At 69.4% G+C, this 21,645-nt stretch carries 21 protein-coding genes, 1 tRNA gene and 1 other RNA gene; 13 read left to right on the top strand and 10 right to left on the bottom strand.

The annotated features are described in order from the left end of the window. Nucleotides 1–49: 49 nt before the first annotated feature. Nucleotides 50–1,468 (bottom strand): aminopeptidase C, encoded by a 1,419-nt coding sequence (locus tag ACFQTY_RS08545; RefSeq protein WP_378099405.1) that lies wholly within the window; start codon nucleotides 1,466–1,468, stop codon nucleotides 50–52. Nucleotides 1,469–1,527: 59 nt separating this feature from the next. Between ACFQTY_RS08545 and ACFQTY_RS08540 the strand changes: the two genes are divergently transcribed. The 4 genes from ACFQTY_RS08540 (at nucleotide 1,528) to ACFQTY_RS08525 (ending at nucleotide 4,670) form a co-directional block, all read left to right on the top strand. Next, on the top strand, nucleotides 1,528–2,175 hold the full coding sequence (locus ACFQTY_RS08540) for a GyrI-like domain-containing protein (protein WP_378099403.1): 648 nt from the start codon (nucleotides 1,528–1,530) through the stop codon (nucleotides 2,173–2,175). 535 nt (nucleotides 2,176–2,710) lie between these two features. Then, entirely contained in the window at nucleotides 2,711–3,127 is a 417-nt protein-coding gene (locus ACFQTY_RS08535) for a hypothetical protein (protein WP_378099401.1), read from the top strand. A gap of 398 nt (nucleotides 3,128–3,525) precedes the next feature. After that, a complete protein-coding gene (locus tag ACFQTY_RS08530; RefSeq protein WP_378099399.1) occupies nucleotides 3,526–4,041 on the top strand; it encodes a PKD domain-containing protein in 516 nt (171 codons plus the stop codon). 152 nt (nucleotides 4,042–4,193) lie between these two features. Continuing rightward, on the top strand, nucleotides 4,194–4,670 hold the full coding sequence (locus tag ACFQTY_RS08525; protein WP_378099397.1) for a hypothetical protein: 477 nt from the start codon (nucleotides 4,194–4,196) through the stop codon (nucleotides 4,668–4,670). 82 nt (nucleotides 4,671–4,752) lie between these two features. On the opposite strand, the gene ffs is transcribed toward ACFQTY_RS08525, so the two are convergent. From ffs to ACFQTY_RS08510, 3 genes are all read right to left on the bottom strand, one after another. Next, an RNA gene (ffs, locus tag ACFQTY_RS08520) (signal recognition particle sRNA small type) lies at nucleotides 4,753–4,849 on the bottom strand. Nucleotides 4,850–4,908: 59 nt separating this feature from the next. Then, entirely contained in the window at nucleotides 4,909–6,066 is a 1,158-nt protein-coding gene (locus ACFQTY_RS08515) for a hypothetical protein (protein ID WP_378099395.1), read from the bottom strand. 4 nt (nucleotides 6,067–6,070) lie between these two features. Then, nucleotides 6,071–6,817 carry a TetR/AcrR family transcriptional regulator gene (locus tag ACFQTY_RS08510; RefSeq protein ID WP_378099393.1) on the bottom strand — a complete coding sequence of 249 codons (747 nt, stop codon included), beginning with the start codon at nucleotides 6,815–6,817 and terminating at the stop codon, nucleotides 6,071–6,073. A gap of 162 nt (nucleotides 6,818–6,979) precedes the next feature. On the opposite strand from ACFQTY_RS08510, the gene ACFQTY_RS08505 reads away from it, so the two are divergent. The 3 genes from ACFQTY_RS08505 (at nucleotide 6,980) to ACFQTY_RS08495 (ending at nucleotide 8,435) form a co-directional block, all read left to right on the top strand. Continuing rightward, a tRNA-Ser gene (locus ACFQTY_RS08505) sits at nucleotides 6,980–7,064 on the top strand. A 290-nt stretch (nucleotides 7,065–7,354) separates the two neighbouring features. Continuing rightward, nucleotides 7,355–8,191, top strand: a complete 837-nt coding sequence (locus tag ACFQTY_RS08500) for a hypothetical protein (RefSeq protein WP_378099391.1) — start codon at nucleotides 7,355–7,357, stop codon at nucleotides 8,189–8,191. Between the two features lie 19 nt (nucleotides 8,192–8,210). Next, nucleotides 8,211–8,435, top strand: a complete 225-nt coding sequence (locus tag ACFQTY_RS08495) for a hypothetical protein (RefSeq protein WP_378099389.1) — start codon at nucleotides 8,211–8,213, stop codon at nucleotides 8,433–8,435. Between the two features lie 127 nt (nucleotides 8,436–8,562). On the opposite strand, the gene ACFQTY_RS08490 is transcribed toward ACFQTY_RS08495, so the two are convergent. From ACFQTY_RS08490 to mobF, 3 genes are read right to left on the bottom strand one after another with little or no spacing between them, the layout of a single operon-like run. After that, nucleotides 8,563–9,768, bottom strand: coding sequence for a tyrosine-type recombinase/integrase (locus tag ACFQTY_RS08490; protein WP_378099387.1), 1,206 nt, complete (start codon nucleotides 9,766–9,768; stop codon nucleotides 8,563–8,565). 2 nt (nucleotides 9,769–9,770) lie between these two features. Then, a complete protein-coding gene (locus ACFQTY_RS08485; RefSeq protein WP_378099385.1) occupies nucleotides 9,771–9,989 on the bottom strand; it encodes an excisionase family DNA-binding protein in 219 nt (72 codons plus the stop codon). A 20-nt stretch (nucleotides 9,990–10,009) separates the two neighbouring features. Beyond that, nucleotides 10,010–12,778: a MobF family relaxase gene (gene mobF / locus ACFQTY_RS08480; protein WP_378099383.1), complete on the bottom strand. Its 2,769-nt coding sequence runs from the start codon at nucleotides 12,776–12,778 to the stop codon at nucleotides 10,010–10,012. A 592-nt stretch (nucleotides 12,779–13,370) separates the two neighbouring features. Here mobF and ACFQTY_RS08475 point away from each other — a divergent pair. Together ACFQTY_RS08475 and ACFQTY_RS08470 are read left to right on the top strand one after the other, a co-directional pair. Beyond that, complete coding sequence (locus ACFQTY_RS08475; RefSeq protein ID WP_378099381.1) at nucleotides 13,371–14,468, top strand: hypothetical protein; 1,098 nt, start codon at nucleotides 13,371–13,373, stop codon at nucleotides 14,466–14,468. Beyond that, a complete protein-coding gene (locus ACFQTY_RS08470) occupies nucleotides 14,465–15,391 on the top strand; it encodes a hypothetical protein (protein ID WP_378099380.1) in 927 nt (308 codons plus the stop codon). Before ACFQTY_RS08475 ends, ACFQTY_RS08470 begins: the two co-directional genes overlap by 4 nt. A 51-nt stretch (nucleotides 15,392–15,442) precedes the next feature. On the opposite strand, the gene ACFQTY_RS08465 is transcribed toward ACFQTY_RS08470, so the two are convergent. Continuing rightward, the gene (locus tag ACFQTY_RS08465) at nucleotides 15,443–15,910 is read right to left on the bottom strand and encodes a very short patch repair endonuclease (RefSeq protein ID WP_378099379.1); all 468 of its coding nucleotides are present in this window, start codon (nucleotides 15,908–15,910) and stop codon (nucleotides 15,443–15,445) included. Between the two features lie 291 nt (nucleotides 15,911–16,201). Here ACFQTY_RS08465 and ACFQTY_RS08460 point away from each other — a divergent pair, with 291 nt between their 5' ends. The 3 genes from ACFQTY_RS08460 (at nucleotide 16,202) to ACFQTY_RS08450 (ending at nucleotide 20,109) form a co-directional block, all read left to right on the top strand. Further along, nucleotides 16,202–17,566, top strand: coding sequence for a DNA cytosine methyltransferase (locus tag ACFQTY_RS08460; RefSeq protein WP_378099377.1), 1,365 nt, complete (start codon nucleotides 16,202–16,204; stop codon nucleotides 17,564–17,566). Between the two features lie 93 nt (nucleotides 17,567–17,659). Then, nucleotides 17,660–19,111, top strand: coding sequence for a hypothetical protein (locus tag ACFQTY_RS08455; protein WP_378099375.1), 1,452 nt, complete (start codon nucleotides 17,660–17,662; stop codon nucleotides 19,109–19,111). A gap of 386 nt (nucleotides 19,112–19,497) precedes the next feature. Continuing rightward, on the top strand, nucleotides 19,498–20,109 hold the full coding sequence (locus ACFQTY_RS08450; RefSeq protein WP_378099373.1) for a GNAT family N-acetyltransferase: 612 nt from the start codon (nucleotides 19,498–19,500) through the stop codon (nucleotides 20,107–20,109). A 10-nt stretch (nucleotides 20,110–20,119) separates the two neighbouring features. On the opposite strand, the gene ACFQTY_RS08445 is transcribed toward ACFQTY_RS08450, so the two are convergent. Both ACFQTY_RS08445 and ACFQTY_RS08440 read right to left on the bottom strand, forming a co-directional pair. Next, nucleotides 20,120–20,305: a hypothetical protein gene (locus ACFQTY_RS08445; protein ID WP_378099370.1), complete on the bottom strand. Its 186-nt coding sequence runs from the start codon at nucleotides 20,303–20,305 to the stop codon at nucleotides 20,120–20,122. Between the two features lie 322 nt (nucleotides 20,306–20,627). Then, entirely contained in the window at nucleotides 20,628–21,176 is a 549-nt protein-coding gene (locus ACFQTY_RS08440; RefSeq protein WP_378099368.1) for a DUF1697 domain-containing protein, read from the bottom strand. 92 nt (nucleotides 21,177–21,268) lie between these two features. Here ACFQTY_RS08440 and ACFQTY_RS08435 point away from each other — a divergent pair, with 92 nt between their 5' ends. After that, nucleotides 21,269–21,640, top strand: a complete 372-nt coding sequence (locus ACFQTY_RS08435) for a hypothetical protein (protein ID WP_378099366.1) — start codon at nucleotides 21,269–21,271, stop codon at nucleotides 21,638–21,640. Nucleotides 21,641–21,645 lie beyond the last annotated feature (5 nt).

Below are 21,645 nucleotides of genomic sequence, written 5' to 3'. Positions count from 1 at the left end.
TGCGAACCCTATGCGGCAGATCCGACACCCGTCTCCGGCCCTCGGCGGCTCAGGCGAGCGCGCCCATCGGGTCCCACGCGGGCAGGACGATGGGCTCGGCGGTCAGCGCGGGGCGCAGGTCCTCCGGCAGGGCGGCGGTGCGGACGACGACCTCGAAGACGTACTCGTCGAACCACGAGTCGTCCATGGTGAAGAAGCCCTTGTCGGCCTTGTCGTCGCCCCAGCTGTTCTCCACGCGCCACCGCCGCGGGGAGCCGTCGACGACGTCCACGCCGGTCAGCAGCATCGCGTGGGTCATCGCCGACTCGCCGGAGACGACCCGCTCCTCCTTGGTGGTGGACAGGTCGACGCCGTACACGCCGGAGTAGTCGAACAGGTCGGCGGCCCAGATGCCGTCCTCCCGGTGCATCTGCGGCTTCACGTCGCAGCCGAACCAGACGGGCTCACCGGCGACGATCGACGCCGCGGCCAGCTCCTTGATGGTGGCCATCGGCGCGTTGACGTACCGCACCTGCCGACCGCCGACCACGTTGCCGAGGTTCGCCACGGTCAGCGCCGCGCCCTTGGGGTGCTCGCGGCGCGGGTCGTCCACCAGGCACACGTACTGGGTCAGGTCGAGGGTGACGTACCGCTCGAAGAACTGCTGGGGCGTCAGCACGCCGTCGCGGTGGAACTGCTTCTCGTCGTCCGTCCACTGCCAGTCGAACGAGGTCGGCGGCGTGCCCAGGTGGATCGTCAGGATGGCGTGCACGTCCGTGAGGACCTCCGCCTTGACGGCCGCCACGTCACCGCCGTCGGCGACCGCAGCCCGCAGCGCCAGCGCGCCCTTGCGCAGCCGAGCCCGCAGCTGGGTGTTCATGGCGTCGGTGTCCGAGGACGACTGCGTCTCCGGCATCGCCTCCTTGGGCACCACGCCGTGCTTGAGGAACACGCTGACCGCCATGTCCCACTGGCCGCCGTCGCCCAGCAGCGTCTGCAGCAGGAAGCCGACCAGGCGTGAGTCGATCGGCTCACCGGCCGTCGCGACGACGTCCTCGCAGAAGAAGTTGGCCCGCTCGAGCTTGTCCCAGTACATGGCGTAGTTCTGGCTGAACTCGAACTCCTTGACGCCCAGGCGCTGCTTCGCACCGACGCGCAGCAGGTTGAGTGCGGCGAACAGCCAGCAGCGACCGCTCTTCTTCTGGTTGGCGACGGACCAGTCGTCGAGCTGGTTCGACACGCTGGTGCGGATCGAGGTGGCGCGTGCGTGGTTCATCGCCACCTCGCCGACCGGGGTGCGGGTGACGGCGTTCTGCGCACGCAGCCGGGCCGGGTCCGCGGCGAAACCGGCGGCCAGGGTGGCGACGAAGTCGGGGTGGAGCGGCGTTGCCGCGACGGTTCCGGTGTGTTCGGTGCTCTGCGTCGGGATGAGTGCCGGCGTCTGGGTCGGGTTCGGGGTCTGGGTCTGGTTCGAGGTCGTGGCAGTCACGACCGCCATTGTGGTCCTCCTCTGTTGTCCGGCTCCTGGGACTGCGGTTCGCTGATCCCATGGCCCCCGACGGCGCGGTCCGTGGTTCTGCTGGCGACCCCGAGCTCGCTGGGCTGTACCGGGCCACCGCGACGCCCGCTCGGGTGGACGTACCACCGCTGCAGTGCCTGATGCTGGACGGCGCAGGGGATCCCGAGACGACACCGGCCTACGCCGACGCGGTCGGCACCCTCTACGCCGTCTCCTACGGCCTGCGCTTCATGGCCAAGGCGATCGGTGAGCAGCCGTGGAAGGTCGGGCCGCTCGAGGGGCTGTGGTGGGCCGACGATCCCGACGTCTTCCTCACCGACACACGTGCGGAATGGCGCTGGACGATGCTGATCGTCCAGCCGACCCGTGTCACCGCAGACCTCGTCGGACGCGCGCTGGACGCGGCCGTCGCCAAGGGCCGTGCGCCCGCAGCGGAGCACCTGCACCTCGACGTGCTCGACGAGGGCACCGCGTTCCAGGTGCTGCACGTCGGCCCGTACGACGCCGAGGGGCCGACCATCGCCGGCCTGCACCGCGCCATCGCCGAGCAGGGGTACGCGCTCCGTGGCGCCCATCACGAGATCTATCTGGGCGACCCCCGCCGCTCCGCACCCGAGCGGCTGCGGACGATCATCCGCCAGCCGGTCCAGCCCCCGGAGGACGTGCCGCAGGGGTAGACCGGTAGGCCGGTGCGCGGCTGGGCCGGGCCGAGGGTGCGGGCCGGACCCGGCACGAGGCGAGGCGGCGCCGACGGTGCGGGCCGCACCGCGCACGAGGCGAGGCGCAGCCGAAAGATCGGGCCTCGACGGACCCCGACCCGGCAGGCATCTCCGGTTGTACGCCCCGTGTACGTACGTCGGGCGTACAGGCCGTTCGGTACCTTGCCGAGTCGCGCGGACTCGCCGGTCCGCCTGGGCCGCCCACCGCCGGGCGCGATGGGCTGGGGAAACCGGGCATTTCGGAACACGGCTTGTGCCAGGCTGCACGCGCCCCCACCGCCGCGCCCGCCGAGGTCACCCCATGTCGACACGCGCCCGCACCCACTACCAGACCGGTCGGCTCGCGCCCCTCGTCCCCCTGGCCGCCGCGCTTCTCCTCGCCGCCTGCGCACCTAACCCGACGCCCACCCCGACCCCGACGGCGCCCAGTCCCTCCGTCACCCCGACGTCGCTGCTCCCCGCTCCAGCGCCGTCACCGACGCAGCCGGCAGAGATGGCTCACGACGACGAGACAGGCGCAGCAGCGGCCGGGGCCTTCTTCATCACGCAGCTCTACCCCTACACGGTCAGCAGTCAGGACACGGCGAGCTGGGACAAGTTCTCCGCGGAGATATGCAGCTTCTGCAAGTCATTGAAGAGCTCCGTCGTGGCGGAGAAGGACGCAAACCAGCAGACGCGGCCGGGCGCCATATCGATCAAGTCTCAGAAGCTCGGGATCATCGATCCTCTTCGCTACAGGATCGATCTTGAGGTGTCTCAGGAAGCCGACGTCACGTACTCGTCTGACGGCCTCGTCGCCGGAGGACGACCAGCGAGAACGATCGGTCTGGCGGTCTTGGTGGTCCGGAATCCCGGCCAGTGGCTCATCGGCGGGATCCAAGTCCTGACGGTGAATGGCGTCGCGCAGTGAAGGCGGCACTCCTGGGCTTGGCGCTCACGAGCGCACTCTTCTTCGGCCCCACGGCGCCCGGCCCCACGGCGCCCGGCCCCACGGCGCCCGGCCCGGCAGCGCCCGCCGGCACGGCGCTCGAAGGGCACGCCGACCAGGACCATATCGACGTGGCGGCGGCACGTGGCACCGCCCCGGGCGATTCCAACGCCGCCTTCAGGGGATCCGCCGCTCCGCTCAGCGAGGAGATCCGAGCGCCGATCTGCCGGCGGAACCTCAGCGATTCCCCGGACCTGTTCCCTTGCTCGGGCGACCCCCTGACACCGTTGCCGGAGTGTGAGGCGGCCGGGGTGGCGACGTTGGCGCCGGTCTGGCAGCGCACCCGGGCGGATGCCGCTAGTCCGTGGAGCGAGTGGACCGTGACGGCGCCGGCGTCCTGCGCCACGGCACCGACCGTCACGCCCGAGATGGTGCTCGCCGAGTTCCGCCGGATGACGCTGACCCCGAGCGCACTGACGGTCCAGCCGGATCGCGGATGGGTGCTGGTGAACAAGCCGACGGTCGTCTACGCCGCCGACGCGGCCGACCAGACGCTGACCACCACGATCCTCGGCACCCCCGTGACCATCACCGCGCACCCGCACAGCTATCGGTGGGACTTCGGCGACGGTGCCGTGATCAGCACAACGATCCCGGGCCGGCCCTGGCCCCAGGCGGACATCTCCCACCCCTACGTCCACACCGGCACCTACGCGATCACGCTGACGACCACGTGGACGGCGACCTTCACCCTCGCCGACGATCCGACACCGCGAGACGTCCCCGGGACGGCCACGACGGCCAGCACCAGCACCCCGTTCACCGCCGAGGAGCTGCGCTCCCACCTCGTCGCCACCACCTGCAACGAGGACCCGCACGCCCCAGGCTGCGACTGACCGACCACGCACCGCGCCGCCAACCGTCCCCCGGACGGCACGCGGACATGGACACGCTGGAGGCGGCAGCGAGCAGGTGCGACAGTGTGTCTACCGGCGCGGCCGTCCACCGGTGTGCGGCTCGCCTCTGGTCATCCGTTGGAGGACCCCTGTTGGGTACCGAGATCGTCACGCGCACCCTGGCCCCCTGCACCATGGCCGCTGTCCGGGACACGCTTCCGTCTGCCGCCGACGAAGGTGTGCTGTGGAGCCGCCTGCTGTCGGGGCTGGCCGCAGCCGGTGCGACGCCCGTCGGCACGCCCCTGGCGCTGACCGTGTACCACGACGACTTCCTGCTGAGCCGGAACGCCGACCTCGAGGTGCTGCTCGAGGTGACGGGCCCGTTCGAGGACACCGAGGCGGTGCACTGCCGGCAGGTCCCCACCACGTTGGTCGCCTCCAGCCGGCAGGACGGTGGTGAGCCGCAGCTGCACACCGTCTTCGACGCGCTGGGCCGGTGGATCGCCCGCAACGGCTACCGGTTCGCGGGACCGATGTTCAGCGTGCACCGCCCCGAGCCAGGGACCGTGCCGCAGGCCGGGCGTGACATCGTCGAGGTCTGCGCGCCGGTGTCGCTGCTGCAGCTCTGAGGCGCCCGGGGGCCGTCCCACGACGCCGGATGGCCGCTGAGCAAGCCCGATGGCCGCTGCCCAGGCAGCCGCTGAGTGGGCATGAAAGGACCCCCCGCACACCCGCCAGAGCTCACCTGCCCTTGCTGCCTTCCGGCCCTGGGGGAGTTCAGCGAGATGACGCCGCACGAGGGGTCTGCCCCCAGTCTAGGGCAGGGTCAGGGTGACGCCGGTCGTCCCCTGCTCGACCGGCGCCGGCTCAGCGCAGCACGTCGGCGAGGGGACGACGAGGGCTGGCGACCGCCCGACCGCTCGGTCGGCCCATCCGGAGCGCCGCGATCACCTGACCACCGGCGAGCTGCGTCAGCGGTCCGTCGAACCGGTCCGCCGTCCCCAGCGTGGCGTCCCGCTCGGCCATCTCCACCGCCTGGTTCATGTGCTGCATCGCCCATCCCTCGGCGACCAGGGCCAGGTGCAGCCGCTGGAGCACGCGGCCGGCGTGCACCCGGGTGGCCGGGTCGCTGCGGTCGCCGACGACGAGCCCGTAGGCACGCGCCGTCGCGGTGTGCACGTCGCGGGTGGACCGGACCCACGACTTGTCGCCCTGCGTGCGTGGCGTGGCGGGCAACAGCTGCGCGGCCACCTCGAGGAAGGGTGACAGGGCCTGCGCGTCGATGGTGAGGCCGTCGCCGTACCGCTCCACCTGCTGGTGGTCGTAGCGGATCAGCTCCGCGTTGTCGACGCTCATCTGGTGGTCGGCGGTCAGTGCGGTGGCGGCGTCGACGAGCAGCGTGCCGAGATGTTGGCGCTGGTCAGGAACGGTGACCCAGACGAGGCCCACGCCGGCGGCCCCGGCGAGCGCCGTGGCGCGCAACCGATCCAACAGGTCGGCCGACGGCTCCTCCGGCGGGTACGCGCCGCGGTCCGAGTGCCGGTGCCGGATCGCCTGAGCCAGCGCGTCGGGCTCGGTCGGCGTGCGCGGGGTGAGGACGAGGCGGGCCAGCAACGTGTCGTCGTCGGCCGCGGGCCGCACGGTGAGCCGGGTGTCGAAACCGAGCGCAGGGGCCGCCACCTCGGCGTTGGCCACGGCGGCGCCGATGCCGAGGTGCGCCTCGCGGCGGTGCGCGTCGACCACGCCGAGGGACCGCGAGGTGTCGTCGTGCACGTCGAGCGTGACCGAGCCGTCGGCGGCCGTCGTCGGACGGAACCACCAGTTCTGCAGGTTGTGCGGGCTGGCGGCGAGCACCGCGGCGGCAACCACGGCCTGGGCGCCGGTGCGGTGCCTCGGCTGCCAGGCGGTGTACGCGGGGCCGGTGCGGGGGTCCAGCAGCCCCTGCCGCTGCGCGCGCAGCAGCGTCCCGCCGACGACGACGAGGGCGCCTGCACCGACCCACCCGAGCACGGCTCGCCTGCTCACACCGTCAGTGTCGTCGTCGTCCGCACCGGGGCGGCGACGCGACCGCCGGCTCATCGTCCGGCGTCCGCCGCGACCGGGGGGATGACGGCCAGGGTGCCCCCTGCACGCCCGGGACGAGGTAGGGCTCGATGAGCGCCCTGATCAGCCGCTCGCCCTCGACCGGCTCCGGCCGCTCGTCGTCCAGCTGCGCGAAGGCCCACCACGACTCTGCGAGCACCAGCAGCGCCTCGACGACGTGGTCCAGCCGGTCGTCGTCCACAGGGACCAGCACGCCGCGGTCGTGCCAGCCGCGCGCGACCCGCCCGAACAGCTCGCGGCGCTGGACCCGCACCGCCCGGTAGGCCTCGGCGAGCTCCTCGTCGTCGCGGACCAGCGTGATCAGGTCTCGCGCGAAGTACGGGTGGTCCGCCGTGATGCGAGCGCCGGCCGCCACCAGCCGGTCGAGCCGCTCCGGGGTGACGTTGTCCGGGTCTATCCCGTCCCACACAGCGGCATGTGCCCGGGCGTAGCGGGCGAACAGCGCGCGGACGATCGCCTGGCGGTCGGCGTACCAGTAGTAGAGGTTGCCGGGGCTGATCCGCGCGGTGGACGCGATCCGGTTGGTGGAGACGGCGCGGACGCCCTCCGCCGCGAACAGGTCCCCCGCCACGTCGAGGATCCGCTCGGCGGTGCCGGGGCGGCGCTTGCCGGTGACGCGCAGGCTGCGGCGGACGGGGGCGACGGTGGGGATCTGCACGGTGGACTCGGCCATGCCTAGAGTTTTCGCTCTAGAGCGAGCGCTCTAGTAGGACGGGGGTCCCGGGTGACCTCGGCGGTGGGTCCGCCGGTGGGTCCGAGGGCTGTCGGGCGCACCGTCGAGCCTCCGCTAGACTTGCCGCCGCGGTCGGCCCGTCAGCCCAGGGTCGCCGTGCCAGGAGGATTCGCCTAGTGGCCTATGGCGCACGCTTGGAAAGCGTGTTGGTGTAACAGCCTCGGGGGTTCGAATCCCCCATCCTCCGCCGGACCGAGGGGCCCGCGACCTGCAGCGATGTGGGTGGCGGGCCCCTCGTCGTTTCGCCGATGAACCGGCGAGGGGTGCCGTGGTTGCAGTTTCGGTTGCAGTTCCCGCATCCACGTTCACAGACTCGTCGTCCGGGGAACTATCGATGCCCTGCCCCGATACATCGGCCTCTACCAGCTACTCGGGTTCGTAGGTGAGCGCTCCGACTCGCTCCCGGCCCGAGCACCTCTTCACCTCTAGTGCGCGTGCGCGCCGAATGTTCGACTAGGGCTGACTACCGTGGGCCTGGTGGGGCTCGAGAACTCGCCGCCGCTCTGCGATCTGACCGCACCGAGCTGGAGCGGCAAACAGCTCAGGCGTCTCGGAGAGGCTCTCCGGGACGGCACTCCAGTTCCCACCTCGGGCCCGAGCTACGGCGACGTCATGGCCTACTACGACGATCTAGCGGCAGCCGTGCTGCATGTAATCCGCCAGCTCGACTGGTCGAGCCTCCTCGTTGATCGACCGCCGCCCGAGATCACTGCTCGCGCCAAGACGCTCACCACTCTCGCTGAGAAGCTGCGGCGCGACCCGGCGACGCCGCTACCGAGCGTCCAGGACATCGCCGGCGTCCGATTCGAGTCCGCCATGACGCTTGAGGAGCAGACGATCGTGGCGGACGCGATCGCTTCCGCGTTCGAACTCGATCCGGCGACCGCCTGCCGCGATCTGCGTCGAGAGCACCACAGTGGTTACAGAGCGGTCCATGTGTGGTTGCGCCTTCCGCAAGGCCGGGTCGAAGTCCAGGTGCGGACTCGCCTACAGGGTCGGTGGGCAAACCTGTACGAAGCCATGGCGGATCTGCTCGGGCGCGAGATCCGCTATGGGGTGGTGCCGGCCGACCCGATCGCCCGCCAAGCAGTGGATGCCGTTCAGGGCATATCCATCAACGCGATCGCTCGGCTTGAGCTCCGGAGGCAGGAACTCGCGGATCACCGGAACGCACGAACGGACGCCATGGGTCGGACACTTGGACTGGTCGATCCGAATCTTGTGAGGGCCGAGCAAGAGGTTGCTGAGCTCGAGCGCCAGGTAGTCGAACAGCTTGAGGCTGCCTACCGTGCGCTTGCGGGACACCGGCGCTAGGGAGGGTAGGGTCCAACGCATGCCCGGCTTCGTGATCGTGTACAACCGCCGCACTGGGGCGTCGGAGGTCACCGCGTACGACGCCCCGACCGGTCATCGTGACGCCCTGCGCCGCCGTCTGGAACTTGAAGAGCAGCGCACCGACGCTGACGTCGAAGTCGTGTCGTTGGTTAGTGACTCGATCGATACCATCCGCCGGACTCACTCGCGGTACTTCAGCCATGAGGTGTCCTGCATCGCGTAGTCGGCCGGCCTGCAAATCGGCCCCTTCTCCGGTATCCGCGAGCTGCTGCCGGGTCCTGCCCGACGATCCCCGCTGTCTGCCAGGACGCGCTCGGGCAGTTGAACCAGCCGATTCATCGTCGGTACGACTAGCCCCATAGGAGATCCTCCATGCGGCGGTTTGCCTCGTTGACGAGTTCCGGGACGACGTGCTGGTAGCGCGTCGTCATGGCGGCTGAGGTCCAGCCGAACATGCCCATCACCACCCGCTGGTCGACTCCCTGGACGAGGAGCAGCGTCGCCGCGGTGTGGCGGGCGTCGTGCAGACGGGCCGGGCGGATGCCGAGTTGATCGAGGAACGCGGTCCAGTGGACCGAGTGGTCGCGCGGGTCCACCGGCCGGCCGTAGGCGTTGGTGAAGACCAGGCCGGTCTCCTCCCACACCGACCCCGCGTGGATGCGGGCCTCCCGCTGCTGTTGCCGGTGCCGCCGCAGGGCCAGCACGAGTGGGGCCGGCATCGGCAGGGTCCGGCGCGACTGCTTCGTCTTGAGCTCGGTGAGCATGAGCCCGCCACCGGTGCGCTCCGGGCACTCTGCCGGCCTGATCGCGATGCACCCGAGCGGATCAGGGCAGCCGTGCTTCCATCGGCGGCGTTCGAGCTGCCGACGGACGTCGAGCCGCCCTTCGTCGAGGTTGACGTCGTCCCAGGACAGACCGAGGACCTCGCCGCGTCGTAGGCCCAGGCTGATGGCGAGCATGAAGGCCACACCATTCCGCTCCGACTCGGCCGCTCGAAGGATCTGCTTGGCCTCCTTGACGGTGAGCGGCTCGATGTCCGGCGGGTCGTACCGCGGGGTGTGCGCCAGGGTGACGGGGTTACGGGCGATCCGTCGCCGGCGGACCGCGTCGTTGAGGGACTTGTTGAGCGTGCGCCGGACGTGGTGGACCGAGCCCGCACCGAGGCCCTTGCCGAGCAGCACGGTGTAGAGGTGCTCGATGTGCTCCGGCTCGAGGTCTGCCAGCCGGTGCCGGCCGATCGCCGGGACGATGTGGTTCTCGACATCGACCGTGTAGCCGTTGAGCGTGCTCGGTCGGACCCGCAAGGCGGTGGACTTCAGCCAGTCGCGCAGCCAGTCCTCGAGCCGCGGGGTCCATCCCGGGGGCAGCGCGCTGCGTTCGTCGCGCTGACGCTCCAGCTCGCGAACCTTCCGGGTGACGGCCTGGCGCGACGGTCCGCTCCGCTTGCGTCGGTCGACGGATCCGTCGGGCCTGATGCCCATCGTGACGAAGCCGTACCAGCGCCCGTCGCTGCCTTGGTAGATCGACGAGCGCAGGTTGCCGGCACGGGTGCCCACGGCTACGCGCCGAATGCGGGCTCACCGCGGCGCAGGCGCGCGACGAAGTCCTCCAGCTCGTCGGCGGGCACGCGGTTGAGCCGGCCGATGCGAACGGTCCCGAGGGATCCGGCCTTGATCAGCTGGTAGCAGAGGGTCCGGCTGATCGCGAGCTGGTCGGCCGCCTCCTGGATGGTGAGCATCAGGCGGGGCCGCTCGTCGGTGTGGTCGGTGGTGGTCATGTCTGCCTCCTTGGTGGTGTTCACAGCTCGACCACTCGTCCAGCAGGTGCCCGGGCGGGCGCTGGTGTCGAGGGGTAGGGCTGCATCGGTGGATAGGTCGAGATCCGGTCGGGTTGTGGTCGGTTCGCCGGGATGAACAGGGGCTCGCCGGGATGGTGGGCAGCCCACGTCTCGAGCGCTGTCATCGGGGCTCGGGTCGTGGCCAGGACGGTCCGCAAGGTCTCCGCCGCGCTCTGCGCGAGCGGGCGTCCCGGCGGGCGGTCCGGGTCATCGGGGACTACGGGCACGTAGATCTGGTTGTGCTCGCGGCCGCGGGTGATCGCCACGTAGAGGTCTTCACGGGACATCGCCGGGGTGACGACCGTCCGGCTCACGTCGACCGTCGCGCCCTGAGCGCGGGCGGTGGTAGTGGCGTAGCCGAGCTCGACGTGCTCGGCTACGTAGCGGGCGGGGAGCCGGACGACGGCATCCGAGCGGGGATCAAGAGATCGCACCGTGAGCGACCCGTCCGCGCCGGTCGACACCACGTCCCACAGCTCGCCGTTGCGGACGTAGCCATCAGGGGTGTGGAGCCGTCGGTCATTGCGACGAGTCACCACCTGGTCTCCCGCGCTCGCGCTCGAGTCGTCGGACAACGGCACCCGGTGCTCGCCGGCAACGCGGCCGTCGTTGATGGCCAGAGCCTGGGCGCGGGTGTTGAGGTCGTGAACCGTTCGGTTGTCCGCCGCCTGCAGCAGCACGACGCGACCGGCCTCGGTGTCCTCAGCTGCCGCGGTCACCGCCTGGGTGAGCAGCTCGTCGTGCGTCCCTGCGGTGATCCGGTCCTCGCGCTGGTAGGTGCCGATCACTGTGGCATCGCCGACGCGAACCTGGAGCGTCGCGTCGCCCTCCCACGCGTGGACGAACCGGTGCAGCACCGTCAGCCGGGCAGTGGTGTGCTGGTGCGCCAGCATGCCGAACCCACCGCCCGGGCCTACCGCCGGTCGTTGTGCGGGGTCGCCGACGAGCAGGAGCTTGGCGCCCACTTCGGCTGCCTGGCGGCTGAGCGCGGCCAGCGTGGGAGTGTCGGCGAGCGAGGCTTCGTCCAGCACGACGAGCTGGCCGCGGGACAACTGCCATTGCGGGTCGCCGACCGACCGCCGCGACTCGTACAGCCACTTGGCGCCCGTCTCGGCCCGGATCCCGAGGGCCTCGCCGAGCACGCGTGCGGCGGTTGCTGACGGCGCGAGGGCGAGGATCTCGCAGCGGTGGAACATCAGCCAGCCGTCGGCGATAGCGCGCAGCGTGGTCGTCTTGCCGGTGCCGGCAGCTCCCACGACGGTGTCGACGACACGACCGGAGGTCAGCACCGCGGCGACGGCGTTCTGCTGGTCTGCGGTCAGCGGCGGGCCGTCCCGCCACGCCCACCGGACCTGGATGTGGTTGGGCACACTCAACGGCAGCGGTGCCCGTGCGGTGGTGAGCAGATCCTGCTCCGCGGCGAGGATCGCCGGGGTCGAGTAGCGCTGCTCCCCCACGCGGCCGACGTGGCCGTCGTCGAGACGCACGCACCGGGCGGCCGCGCCGACCACGAGCCGGCCGACGAGCGCCACCCGCTCGCCCGGCGAGGCCATGCGTAGCTCGCGGGTGGCGCGCGACGCGGCCGCCGTCAGGTTCCACTCGGTGAAGGTGGCGGCCCGAGCCTGCACATCGGCGACCACCTGTGCGACAAGGGCATCAAACGTCTCGTCGGCGACATCGTGCGCCGCAAGCGGTCGGCCGTAGTCGCCGACGAGGGCACGGGCCGCGAGGTCGCGTGGCTCGCGGCCGGTCAGCGCCCGTGCCCGGTTCGCCCACTCCTCGAACAGCTCGGCCAGCGGTCTGAGGACCTTCGCCGGACGCGTGGCGCGCGTGAGCTGGTCGCGCTTTCTGATCACTTCCAGCGGCGTGGGCCGCCGGCCGCGGCGGGCGGTGAATCCCGTCTCCCAGGCGGTCTGGGCGGCGTCGATCTGCCCCGCGCGTCCGGAGAAGTGGTGGAGCAGCTCGTCGGGCAGACCGTCGATCGCGAAGGCTGGGATGCGCCGCTCGCCCCGGTCGCGCAGGTGCCAGGTGACGGGCAGCCGGCGCGAGAGCTCGTCGGCGTAGAGGCCGTCGTAGAGCTCGCTGACGGCGACCGTGGCGGCGAGGATCGTGCGCCCGTCCAACGAGCGCCACGTGCCATCGGCGCCCTGGACCTTGTTGGCGACGACGAGGTGCGTGTGCAGGTTCGGATCGTTGAGTCGGGAGTCGACGTGCTCGAACGCCGCCGCGACGAGGCCCGCCGTCCGGATCTGGCGAGTGCCGCCCGCTCCGACCCGAGTGCGGACCACTTTGTCCTCGAGGAACGCGACGCACTGGCGCAGAGCAGCGTGATGGGCGGTCACCACGGCTTTGCGCGTGACCTCGTCGCCCAGCGCCCACAGCACCGATGCGGACTTGGGGACGGTGAAGACGAGGTCGAACCCGGCGACGGCGTGGCCCGTGCCGCCGTGCTGCTCGTCGAACGGGACGCCGAGCGGCTCGCCCGACGTGGGGTCGCGGCCGTCGCGGAACACGCGCGTCATCGCCTCCGGCGTGACGGTGTCGCCCTCCTTGATGCCGGCAGCCAGCCCCTTGAGCCCGCTGCCGTACCACCGTCCGGGCGCGGTACCCGAGGCGGCGTAGTAGTCGGCGAGCGCTTCTGCTCCGGCTACTTGCACGTCGCCGGTGGCGACCTGACGCGACAGGTACTGGTAGCCGTCGCCGACGCTCAGCTTGCGGATCGCCAGCACCTGGAGCCACCGCCCTCAGGCATCTCGGCGGACGACTGCCGGACGACGACGGGCCGGTGATCGAGCTGTCGATATGGCGGTCGTGAATCGGCTCGCTGTCGATGTCGTTGTCGATCCCGCTCGCGGCCCAGCCGTCGGTCCGACGGCGGCGAACCGTCGACGTTGGAGTTCCCCATACACATACGTGTGCAGCGGACGACCAACACGCGACGCGGGCGGCGGTCCGAGCGGGCAATTTGAGACTGTGTCTCACATCCCGAAACGAGATGGACGGGGTCTCTTCGCTCCTCGGAACGACGACCTCGCGAGCTCGGGCGACCTCCCGCATCCGAAACACGTCACTCTCGGCGACCGGAACCTGCCCGGCGCGGGGTTCGGCTCAGGCGAACTGGTGAACATCGCGCACCACAGGGGTTCAAGTGACGGCAGCGACTGCCATCACCGATCGACGGAGACGAGCAGGGTGGGCGCGGTGCCGCACACCGTGCAAGACGTGTCGCGGAGAAGAGCCACAGAGAAGAGCCGCAGGCCCAGACGAGCTGGAGGTCGTGTGGCGTCAGTCCTCGACGACGCTGGCCGATAGCGTGTCCTCGTGACATCCGAGGACCGTGGCGCCTTGATGATGCTTCCGATCAACAAGTTGCTTCTTGACTGGCGCAATCCAAGGCTGCGCCCAGATGAGCAGGGCGCTGTGGATCTCGACAATCCCGACTCGGACGCGAGCCAGGCGAAACTGGCTGAAGTCATGGCGAGCAGGTACAACCCACTGCCCATCGCCGAGTCCATCGCCCGCCACCAGTATTTTCTAAGCGAGCCAATGATCGCCGTACAGCACGGCGACAAGTTCCGCGTCATTGAAGGTAACCGGCGCCTCACAGCCCTCAAGATTCTGAAAGATCCCCAGTTGCGGGCAGCCGTGTCTGAAAAGAAGCGCGGATGGGCGTCACTACCCAGTGGGGACTACAGCGGAACGTTTCCTGTCCTCGTAGTACGAGACGAAGAGACGATCGCGCCACTCCTCGGGTACCGCCACATCTCGGGCATCGAACCGTGGGCGGCGTTCGCCCAGGCGCGCTACATCGCCAGCCTGGTCGACGATGAGCGCAAGCCGCTCGAAGAGGTGGCGGATCTTGTGGGCAAGGGCAGTACCGCCGTCCGTTCGATGTACCGCGACTACGACTTGCTCCGACAAGCCGAGGAACGATTCCAAATCGACACGGCGCGCGCAAAAGCGCGCTTTGGCATCCTCAATAACGCGATGTCCAGACAGGGCATCAGGGAGTTTATCGGCGCTCCGGCGCCTCGAAATGTTGACCCTTCGAAGTGGCCCATCCCTGATTCATACGGCGCTCGTCTTCGTGAAGTCCTCAGCTACATCTTCGGTGAGGCAGCGGAGAGCGACGATCGGATAATTACCGACTCCCGTCAACTAGGCGACCTTTCCAAGGTTCTGGCACGTCCCGATGGCCGCGGCCTTGAGGTGCTGAGACACACTCGGGATCTCGAGTTGGCGCTGGCAGCAATCGACGAACCCGCCGAACAACTCCACGCTGCGGTAACCACGGCACTGAAGGCACTAAGAGGCGCGCCGAGCCCGAATGGTTGGACAATTGGCCCTGCAACACTCGAAGGCATACAGCAGATCACGTCACTTCTCCGGCGGTATACGTCGGGGGCTGAGCGCCCGTGACTCTGATAGGACCGCCCGCCTCCAGCGATCCGTTCGAGCTGGCCAACTACATTGAGGCAGAACTTCTTGTGTCTGCCGACGCAAACATTTCCTTGGCGGAGGTCCGCGATACGTGGACAAGCGGGCAAGCGCCTGCAGAGGAGGATCTCGAGTTTGCGCTTGGAGAGATAGAACAGCGCGCCAAAGCCATCGGCCGACTCTACCCGTACAGCGTCACGGCCGGGGGGGTGACGCTTGATCGCAGCCCGGTCGGAGTCATCTATGCATTTCTGCTTTTGCTCTCGCTGCGTCAGACCCCGCTTCGCACGAAGGGCGACTACGAGCGTTCGGATCCGCTGTTCGACGCTGTTATTAGGGAGGTCGTTCTCGCAGCACTCGGAGCCGGCTCGGTGGCGGTAGTCTTCGGGTGGCCGCCGCGAGGTGGGCGTCCAGCCAAGTTCCCGAAGGCGATCAAGTGGCTCGCCCGACAGATCGGCGTGAAGCGCCGGAGCAAAGAGGCCTACAAGGAGTCCCGCGACGCCGGTGTGGATGTAGTCGGCTGGCGCCGTTTCCCGGATCCGCAGATTGCCTTTCCTATTCTCCTCGTGCAAAACACGGTGCAGCGGAACTTCGTGAAGAAACCGCGGGATGTGATTCCTGGTGACTGGCGCGAGTGGTTAAGGATTAAGGCCAATCCTCAGGTGGGATTTGCGATCCCCTTTCTCATGCGCCCACGGGACCCATGGTGGGAACGAGCCGGGGCGGACATGACCTACGTCTGGGACCGGCGACGAATTGCGTGGCAGTTGTCTGATGCCAGACCTGACGAGTGGCCCGAGTGGCCCGAGATTGTGCGTTTTGTGGAGGACGAGTTGGCGGGGTTACGGGAGGTCGCCCGGGCACAACCCGTCGACGCTCTCGACCGTCCACGGAAGGACCGGTGACGGTGTGCGCATTCTCGCCCGGCCGCGACACCCACTCTAGACGTTCGGTCGTCAGCCTCCTTGCGGCATTGAAGTCGCGGCCGCGACAGCGGAGACTCGTTCGGAGACTACTCTCGACACGCGCGTGGCCACATCTTCTGCCGGCACGTGCTCCCAAAAACGCAGCACGGTCCAGCCCAAGTTCGCGAGGTGCTCGCTGGTGTCGACGTCTCGCGCCTGATTCGCGGCTATTTTTGTGCGCCACCACTCCGAGTTTGCCGATGGCTGGGTCCCGTGCTCGGGGCATCCGTGCCAATAGCAGCCGTCGATGAACACGGCCACCATGGCCCGGGTGAACGCGATGTCGATGCTCCGCCTCGGTCGGCCGCTGACCGGAAACACGACGCGATAGCGCAGGCCGTGGGCGTGCAAGATACGACGGACAGCGAGCTCGGCGGCGTTGTCGCGACGAGGTAGCCGGCTCATCCGACGCGACACAGCTGCACTCGAAGAGCCCGGGTGCGGCGGCACATGGAACACGGGCCCTGCCTCCGTCACCGCAACCCCCTACTCCCAGAGGGAGCGCCGACCGCCCACAGCATGGGTGACCTCTCGATTCCGTCCACAGCAGAGCTTACGCGTGGCTCGGCTTGGCCTAGGTCGTCCCTACGCTCGCGCCCTCGCTCGCACGTGACTAGAGGGAGGCGTCCGACCATGCACGCTGTTCAACCTGCACTTCCGCTCGACTGGTCCGTCCTTGGCGGTAGGGCCGCGGCGACTCGCCCCGACCCAGCGCGTGCCCTGTCAGACGCGCCGGGTAAGCTGACCCGCATGTCGTTCACGTTCGCCGACCTGTTCGCAGGGATCGGAGGCTTCCACGCCGCTCTCAGCGCACTAGGTGGCGACTGCACGTTCGTCTCCGAGATCGACGCCGACGCGGCCCGGGTCTACGGGCGCAACTGGGATGCTCCCCCGAACGCCGGCAACATCGTCCCCCTGACGGAGGGACGCATGGCGGTTGCGGAACACGACGTCCTCGCGGCGGGGTTCCCCTGCCAACCCTTCTCGAAGTCTGGCTTCCAGCGCGGGATGGACGAGACCCGAGGGACGCTCTTCTGGAACATCTGCCGCGTGCTGGAGGAGATCCAGCCGCCGGTCATCCTCCTGGAGAACGTGCGAAACCTGGCTGGCCCGCGTCACCGCGAGACCACCTGGAAGACGATCATCCGGTCGCTCCGCGACCTCGGGTACCGCGTGTCGAGCACACCGACGGTCTTCTCGCCGCACCTGCTGCCACGCGAACTGGGCGGTCGGCCTCAGGTCCGCGAGCGCGTGTTCATCACAGGAACGTACGTGGGCCGAGACCGGGCCTGGCGCGAGTCCGACGACGGCGTCCTCGTCGAGAACCGCCCGGTCGGCAATTGGAGTCCGCTGCAGTGGAACGTAGCTCGCGACCTTCCGCTCGACCCCGACGACAGCATCGCGGACCTCGACCGCTACGCGTTGTCGGTTCCAGAACTCGAGTGGGTGGCCGTGTGGGAGGACTTCGTGCAGCGGATCCTGCCGCGACTCGAGGATGGCGAGCGGCTGCCCGGCTTCCCGATCTGGGCCGATGACTTCCGCCCCGTCCCGCACATCCCTCGCGGAACCCCCGCGTGGAAGGCCGACTTCCTCGTCAAGAACAGCGCCTTCTACGTCCGCCACCGCCACGTGATCGACGCATGGCTCTCCGACCACGACGGCCTCGCGGACCTACCGGCTTCGCGGCGCAAGCTGGAGTGGCAGGCACAGGACGCCAAGTCTCTCGCACAGACCGTCATGCACTTCCGACCCTCCGGCATTCGTGCGAAGCGGCCCACTTACCTGCCCGCTCTCGTCGCGATCACGCAGACAAGCGTCATCGGCGAGCGAAGCCGACGGATCACCCCTCGCGAGGCGGCCCGGCTGCAGGGGCTGCCTGACTGGTTCGACTTCGGCGACCAGGTCGACGCCGCCAGCTACAAGCAGATGGGCAACGGCGTCAACGTCGGTGCCGCCTACTACGTCTTCCGCCAGCACGTCATGCGCGACAAGGACGACATCGCCGTGATCGCCCCGCACATCGTGGACTCAGTGCTGGCCTCGGACCCCAACCCCGACATCGAGTTGGAGAAGATCGGCGCAGCCCGCGAAGGCGCCCTGGCGCGCGCCTCCTGAGCGACGTCCGAGAACCCGTCACGGCTCCGCCACGCAGCTGACTGCCAGGCGTGTTCCGGCGACAGCCGACCCGCCACCTGATCGAATGTTGCCGTGCCAAACCAGGCGGCCGACCGCCCCTTCTTCATCCCCGCCGAGTCGGAGGCCGAGGCCATCGAGCGGATCTATGCGCTCACCGGCCGAAAGCCTCAGCGCGGCCCAGGAGGCCGCCGAGCTGGCAAGGGCGCGCTAACAGCCTTGCGGGACGCTCTCGAACTCGACATCGACATCGTCAGGACGCCTGCCGCGACCGCTGAGCGGATCGCCGAGGCGCTCGATGTCGAGTGGTACCCGTCGCGGTTCACCAATCTGAACATGGTCAACCTGAACGGGCTCAACGCTCTGCTCGAGGGAGCGACGGACGCCTATCGCGGCGGATCGCTTCGGCGCCTGCGTGCCGACATCCCGAGCGCCCTCGAAGGCCCAGAGTGGGAATCCTTCGAGCCCGCCCGGTCGAAGATCGAGGCCGTGACCCGCATAGCCCGGCTCACGAACGCACCAGTTGAGTGGCTCGGTCCGGGCGCCAAGGAGCACAAGTCCGTCTTCCTGAACCTCGCCGACAATCTCTTCCCGGGCGATCCCCGCATCGACCAGAGAACCAAGACGAACCTCGGCGCGTCACTCGCCGCTGTGCTCGGCGTTCCCTGGACCGATGCATGCGCGTCGACCGGAGAGACGATCCAGCTCGTCGGACTGAACACGGTCCTCGCTGGCGCCGAGCGCCATCTTGGGTTGCTCGGTACCAGCGCCGCGAAGCTGCTACTCACCGCCGAGGACGAGGGCCACGCCCTCGCCGCAGCCCTTCACGCCGGCTTCAGTCCGAAGAAGAGGGGCCAACCGCACTGGGACGGCCGGGATGCTGTGCAGTGGATGGTCGACGAGAGCCTGCCCAGCCGATTCCAAACGGAGTGGCAGGGCTGGTTCTACGAAGCGCGAGGCCGATCGATCCTCCAGAACGCCTTTCCACCGGCACCTGTAGCGCCCAGGGTCGCGTACGGCCCGAACACGACCTTCGACTACGCGCTCAACCACGTGTGGGACCTCAAGGCACACACCGAGCGCTGGCTCACCCCGTCGACCGGTGCGCTCTCGCCCATCGAGAACGAGACGATCCTCAACGACGAGCAGGCCGTTCGCGAGTGCATCGAGGACCAAGGCCTCGGGTTCCTTGTGATCAACGGCATCGCCACTGAAGACGAAGACGGCTCGTTTCGGGCATGGCACCGAGCCCTCAGGGTTTCAGGCGGTCGCAACCTGCGGGAGAGCGAGAACTCCACTCATCACCGGCGTATGAAGGCCGGGTTCCGCGCCATCAGCGTAGAAGCGTTCTGGATCCCGAACACTCCCGCGCTGCTTGCCGCGATCGCTGCGGGCTCGATGCAGGTTGCTGTCCAAGGACGCCAGGCGAGCGGCGCGGCACGTCGCAACAAGTTCAAGATGCGGCCCAGGCAGGCGCGGGCCGACAGCGGCATCCGCGTGGCCAGCTTCGAGTGGCCAACGGCGTAGGCCCCTCACGGGAACGGCGCCGCGAGGAGCGACGTGGTTGCAGTTCTGGTTGCAGTTGTCCTCGGCGCGGGGCTGTCCGGCGTCATGAACGGGCGACCCCGCAACGCCGCGACCTGCACCGACGCATCCCCCGTCGTCCGCCTCCGTCCCCGGGCGGGCACTTGGAAAGCGTGTTGGTGTAACAGCCTCGGGGGTTCGAATCCCCCATCCTCCGCCCCTTAACGTCCGAAGAGCCGGTGATCTGCAGCGATGTGGGTGCGGGCCCTTCGTCGTTCCACCGACCAACCGGCCAACGTCCGTGGTTGCAGTTCTGCCTGCAGGTGCCGCCCTGCTGCGGCGAGTCGCGCGCACGCGGGGCTCACGGCACGCTCGCGTAGGTTGACAGCGTGACAGTGGCGAACTCCATCCCGGTGCTCCGCGGCGCTGCCGTGACGCTGCGCCCGCACACGATGTCCGACGTGGATGCCGTGTACGAGCGCTGCGTCGACCCGGTGACGCGGCAGTTCACGACGATCCCGCTGGAGTACACACCTGCGATGGCCGCGCAGTACGTGTCCGGTCTGCTCGAGGCGTCGGCGGATGCGATCTCCTGGGCGATCGACGTGGACGGCCGGTACGCCGGCACCATCGATCTGCGCACGCTCCCCGTCGACGCTGGCGCTGGGAGCCTGGGCTTCGTCACGCATCCCGCCTTCCGTGGTCGCGGCGTCATGTCCGAGGCCGTCCGGCTGGTCGTCGAGCACACCTTCGACACGTTGGGCTGGCAGCTGCTCCGCTGGCAGGCCCACGCGTACAACTGGGGCAGCGCCAAGGCGGTCTGGCGCAACGGCTTCCCGGTGCCCTCCTTCGTCCCCCATCTGCTCGTCGAGCGAGGCCGCGCCATCGACGCCTGGATGAGCACGCTCGGGCGCGACGACCCGCGGGAGCCGGTGGCGCCCTGGGCCGACGTTGCCGCCGCACTCGCTGCCTGTCGGTCGACGGGGGGCTCGGCCGGGTAACGAGCAGCCGCTACGGGCCCGAACCGCCGCCGACGAGCCGCCACTGCCCGTCCGGCTGCTGCTTCAGGTCGTAGAACCGGGTGTTCTTCCCGTTGTTCATCGAGGCATCAGCACCGGCGACCGTCAGCACGGTAGAGAAGATCGCCTCGCCGTCGCCAGGGAGCGCTGGCTGGCCCGGTTCCGTGTACGGCAGCACCTTGAGGTGCCCGCAGAGCTCGCCGTTGCCGAACGAGAAGCTGGAGGCGGCCAGCTGTCTTGCGGTCCGACAGTCTCCCGCTCTGAGAGCCTGCAGGTAGACGGAGAGGACTGTCCGGGCGTCGGCCCCAGGAGACGGAAGCGCGATGGGCGCGCCCAACGGATGCGCACAACCAGCCAGCAGAGACGACGCGAGCACAACCTGGACTGCGCGGCGCCCTCGCACGAGGACGAGTATCGCCGTCACGCACGCCCCGAGCCTGGACGGCGCGGCGATGGTGACGTTCCGAGTGGCCCCCGGAGCCTGGGCGGCCTCGCGGTGGCTACGGCTCCGTCAGCTCGACCAGCTTCAGCACGGTGTTCCAGTTGCGGCTGGTCGCGACGACACCCTTCGACGGTCCCGACCTCGCCAGCGCCTCGCCGAACGGGGAGCGGCCCAGACCGTCCGGGGCGTAGAGGTAGAGCGCTCGGTCGCCGAGCCGAAACTCCTCCGGGAGGAACGCCGCCCGGTCGAGGGACGCGAGGCGGGACTCGTCGACGCGCTCGGAGAGGTACGTGACGTGCAGCTGCTTGCCCCGCAGCGACGCCGCCGGGAACGGGCAGGCCTCGACGACGGCCGTCAGGTAGTCGTGGTCCCGCACCAGCACCTCGACGTCGAACCCGAAACGCGCGGCGATCGCCTGCCGGAGCTGTCCGGCGAGCGCCGCTTCGTCGTCGTGGTCGCTGGTGAAGAAGGCGTTGCCGCTCTGCAGGTAGGTGCGGACGTCGCCGTGGCCCAGCGCGGCGAGCAAGGCCCGCAGCTGGGCCATCGGCAGCTTCTTGCTGCCCCCGACGTTGATGCCCCGAAGGAGCGCGGCGTACGGCTTCGTCACGCCGTGAATCTATGAGACGGTCGTCGAACGCCGCCCCGCGCGGTCGGGCCCACTTGCCTCTCCGGAGGCTTCGGACTTCCTAAGGTGGCGCCGTGGGCAGCCACCTCTTCCGGTCACGTGCCGCCTCGGCGATCGTGGAACTCGTCGTTCTCGCCACCGTCGTCGGCGGGTGCGCCGCGAGCAGGACCGAGGCGGCCGCGTACGGATGGAACGCGTCGTCCCACGACGCGACCTCCCTGACCATCACCATCGTGACCGGCGTGAACGACACCGACGCCCGGGCCGCGATCGTCTCCGAGTCGGACACCGCCGTCGTCGTCGCTGCCTCGTACCACCGCGCGGGTGGCTCGAGCACGGCCAACGGGGTGTTCCGCGACGTCGACGTCCGGCTCGCCGCACCGATCGGGGACCGCGAGGTGAGCAACAAGGGCGGCAGCACCGTCCCGGAGCTGCCGCCCCGGTAGACGCG

This window comes from Cellulomonas sp. T2.31MG-18 (genome assembly GCF_964266755.1).
Taxonomy (GTDB): domain Bacteria; phylum Actinomycetota; class Actinomycetes; order Actinomycetales; family Cellulomonadaceae; genus Cellulomonas.
Note: the sequence above shows the minus strand (reverse complement) of the source record. Positions and strands in the feature narration are given on the sequence as shown.